The organism is Streptomyces sp. WAC04114 (assembly GCF_019733245.1).
Classification (GTDB): domain Bacteria; phylum Actinomycetota; class Actinomycetes; order Streptomycetales; family Streptomycetaceae; genus Streptomyces; species Streptomyces massasporeus_A.
The window spans coordinates 1-4,208 of sequence record NZ_JAIGQA010000317.1; the positions used below are offsets into that span (position 1 = coordinate 1).

At 73.6% G+C, this 4,208-nt stretch carries 1 protein-coding gene and 1 pseudogene; both read left to right on the forward strand.

What is annotated here, in order from left to right:
* The first annotated feature begins 125 nt into the window (after positions 1–125).
* Entirely contained in the window at positions 126–2,852 is a 2,727-nt protein-coding gene (gene polA / locus K4G64_RS38590) for a DNA polymerase I (RefSeq protein WP_221760515.1), read from the forward strand.
* An 855-nt stretch (positions 2,853–3,707) separates the two neighbouring features.
* Positions 3,708–4,208 (forward strand): annotated as a pseudogene (locus K4G64_RS38595) (hypothetical protein); the annotation flags it as partial.

Below are 4,208 nucleotides of genomic sequence, written 5' to 3' on the forward strand. Positions count from 1 at the left end.
CACTCGACCCCGCCCCCGCGGCCGCCGGGCCCGGCGGGGCGAGCGGGGCCTCCCGGGGATGCGCCCGGGCCCGGCGGCCGCGGGGGCGGGGTCGAGTGTCAGTGGGGCGTGGCAGGATCGGGGGCGTGGCAGAGACAGCATCGAAGACGACCGACCAGACCTCCGGCGGCAGCCGGCCGCGACTGATGCTCATGGACGGGCACTCGCTGGCCTACCGCGCGTTCTTCGCGCTGCCCGCGGAGAACTTCACCACCGCGACGGGCCAGCCGACGAACGCGATCTACGGCTTCGCGTCGATGCTCGCCAACACGCTGCGCGACGAGGCGCCCACGCACTTCGCGGTCGCCTTCGACGTCTCCCGCAAGACCTGGCGGTCCCAGGAGTTCACGGAGTACAAGGCGAACCGCTCCAAGACCCCGGACGAGTTCAAGGGCCAGGTCGAGCTGATCGGCGAGCTCCTGGACGCGATGGGCGCCCAGCGCTTCGCGGTGGACGGCTTCGAGGCGGACGACGTCATCGCCACGCTCGCCACCCAGGCCGAGGCCGAGGGCTTCGAGGTGCTGATCGTCACCGGCGACCGCGACTCCTTCCAGCTGGTCAGCGAGCACACGACCGTGCTGTACCCGACCAAGGGCGTCTCCGAGCTCACCCGCTTCACCCCGGAGAAGGTATTCGAGAAGTACGGGTTGACGCCCGCGCAGTACCCCGACTTCGCGGCCCTGCGCGGCGACCCCTCCGACAACCTCCCCGGCATCCCCGGCGTCGGCGAGAAGACCGCCGCGAAGTGGATCAACCAGTTCGGCTCCTTCGCCGAGCTCGTCGAGCGCGTCGAGGAGGTCAAGGGCAAGGCCGGCCAGAACCTCCGCGACCACCTGGAGTCCGTCAAGCTCAACCGCAGGCTCACCGAGCTGGAGCGCCGCGTCGAGCTCCCCAAGGGTGTCGCCGAGCTGGAGCGCGCGGCCTACGACCGCAAGGCCGTCGCGATGATCCTGGACACCCTGGAGATCCGTAACCCGTCGCTGCGCGAGCGGCTCTTCGCCGTCGACCCGGGCGCCGAGGAGGCCGAGACCACCCCGGTAGCCTCCGAGGGCGTGGAGCTGGACGGCACGGTGCTCGGCACCGGCGAGCTGTCCGCCTGGCTCACCGAGCACGGCACGCAGCCCCTCGGCATCGCCACGGTCGACACCTGGGCGCTCGGCACCGGCTCGGTCGCCGAGGTCGCCCTCGCCGCGCCCGACGGCCCCGCCGCCTGGTTCGACCCCTCCGAGCTCGACGAGGCCGACGAGCGGGCCTTCGCGGCCTGGCTCGCCGACGCCGAGCGGCCCAAGGTCCTCCACAACGCCAAGGGCGCCATGCGCGTCCTCGCCGAGCACGGCTGGAGTGTCGAGGGCGTGCGCATGGACACCGCGCTCGCCGCCTACCTGGTCAAGCCGGGCCGCCGCTCCTTCGACCTGGACGCGCTGTCCCTGGAGTACCTGCACCGCGAGCTGACCCCGGCCGCCGCGGCCGACGGCCAGCTCGCCTTCGGGGCCGACGACGGCGCCGAGGCCGAGGCCCTGATGATCCAGGCCCGTGCCGTCCTCGACCTGGGCCAGGCCTTCGAGGGCCGCCTGGAGGAGGTCGGCGCCGCCGACCTGCTGCGCGACATGGAGCTGCCCACGTCCGCGCTGCTCGCCCGCATGGAGCGGCACGGCATCGCGGCGGACCGGCCCCACCTGGAGGCCATGGAGCAGATGTTCGCCGGCGCGGTTCAGCAGGCGGTCAAGGAGGCCCACGCGGCGGCCGGGCACGAGTTCAACCTGGGCTCGCCCAAGCAACTCCAGGAGGTCCTCTTCGGCGAGCTGGCCCTGCCCAAGACCAAGCGGACCAAGACCGGCTACACCACGGACGCCGACGCCCTGGCCTGGCTCGCCGGCCAGACGGACAACGAGCTTCCGGTGATCATGCTCCGCCACCGTGAGCAGGCCAAGCTCCGCGTGACCGTCGAGGGCCTGATCAAGACGATCGCCGCCGACGGCCGCATCCACACCACCTTCAACCAGACGGTCGCCGCCACCGGCCGCCTGTCCTCGACCGACCCGAACCTGCAGAACATCCCGGTCCGCACCGACGAGGGCCGCGCCATCCGCCGCGGTTTCGTCGTCGGCGAGGGCTTCGAGTCGCTGATGACGGCCGACTACAGCCAGATCGAGCTGCGCGTGATGGCGCACCTCTCCGAGGACGAGGGCCTGATCGAGGCCTTCACCTCCGGCGAGGACCTGCACACCACCGCCGCCTCCCAGGTCTTCGCCGTCGAGCCGGACGCGGTGGACGCCGAGATGCGCCGCAAGATCAAGGCCATGTCGTACGGCCTGGCCTACGGACTGTCCGCCTTCGGCCTCTCCCAGCAGCTGAACATCGAGGCGGCGGAGGCCCGCGCCCTGATGGACGCGTACTTCGAGCGGTTCGGCGGCGTACGGGATTATCTGCGCCGGGCGGTCGACGAGGCCCGGGCCACGGGCTACACGGCGACGCTCTTCGGACGCCGCCGCTACCTCCCCGACCTCAACAGCGACAACCGCCAGCGTCGCGAGGCCGCCGAGCGGATGGCCCTCAACGCGCCCATCCAGGGCACCGCGGCCGACATCGTCAAGATCGCCATGCTCAAGGTCGACGACGCCCTGAAGGAGGCGGGCCTCGCCTCCCGCATCCTCCTCCAGGTCCACGACGAAATCGTGCTGGAGATCGCCCCTGGGGAGCGGCCCGCCGCCGAGGAACTGGTCCGCCGCGAGATGGCGAACGCCGTCCACCTCCGCGTCCCGCTCGGCGTCTCGGTGGGCGCGGGCCCGGACTGGGAGTCGGCGGCGCACTAACCCGGGCGGACGGATCGGGGGCGGTGGCCCGGGCGTGCAGGGGGGTCCCGAGCTCCGGGTCCCGCCCCGGCGGGGGGTTGCCCGGGCTCGCATGGCCGACCCGGGGAGATACCGCGGTAGCCCGGGTTCCGCCTCGGCCGGACCCTGCGGCTCGCCTGTGGCGTGGGGTCTTCCGTGGCCCGGGTCGCGCCTCGGCGGGGGTGCCCGGGTTCGCATGGTCGGCCCCGGGGGATATGGCGGCAGCCCGGGTTCCGGCTCTGCCGGCCTGCCGAGGTTCTGCCCTGGACCCTGCGGTTCGCTGTGGCGTGGGGTTTCCCGAGGTCCGGGTCCCGCCTCGGCAGGGGGCGCCAGGGTCCGCATGGCTGGCCCGTGGGCATAGCGCGGTAGCCCGGGTTCCGGTTCTGTCGGCCCGCCGGGGTTCTGCCCTGGACCCTGCGGTTCGCTGTGGCGTGGGGTTTCCCGAGGTCCGGGTCGCGCCTCGGCGAGGGGGCCCGGGCTCGGATGGCCAGCCCGGGGGATAGCGCGGCAGCCCGGGTTCCGGCTCCGCCGGCCCGCCAGGGTTTTCTGCCCCGGCCGGCCCCGCGGCTCGCCTGAGCCGGAGGTATCGAGGTCCCCGCTTGACCCGGGGCGTCGAGGTCTCGCCCGGGCCGGGGGCGTCCGCCCGCCTGAGCCGGGCGCCGGAGTCCCGCCTGAGCCGGGGGCGCTGGAGTCCCGCCCGAGGCGGGACCAGGATTCACGCCTCGGCCGGGGCACCTGCTCGCCCAGGCCACCCGCCCCACCCCGCCCCCCTGATCCGTCACTCGCGTGGACCCCGAGAAGGCGCCTCCGCTGCCCGTGCTCGCAAAGATGCGGGGCATGGGTATACGCACGCTCCTCAGCCGCACGGCACCAGGCGTGGCACTGCCGCCGGGTCCGGCGTTCGAGGCCGCCGCGAGTACGGTTCGCGTCCCCGTCACCTTCACTTCGGCCCTGCGCCACGCGACGGCGGACCTCCGGCAGCGCCTGGCACGCGGACGGCGGCCCACCGGCTCCGCCGCCACCCGCGCCCTGACCGCCGCGACGGCTCCTCCGGGTGCGGACGACCCGACCACCGCTCCTGCCCTCGTCGGCACCGAAGCACTGGCCGCTCTCACCGGTCTCTCGGACACCGATGCCCTGTCCGCCCTGACCGGTCTCACCGACACCGAAGCTCTTGCCGCACTCACCGGCCTCACAGACACCGACGCCCTGGCCGTCCTCGCCGGTGTCATCGGCGCCGACAGCACGCTGACCTTCACCGATCTGTCTGCCGTCACCGGCCACGTGGCCGCCGAAGCCCGGCCCCCCTGCGCACCCGAACCTCCGGGCACACCCTCC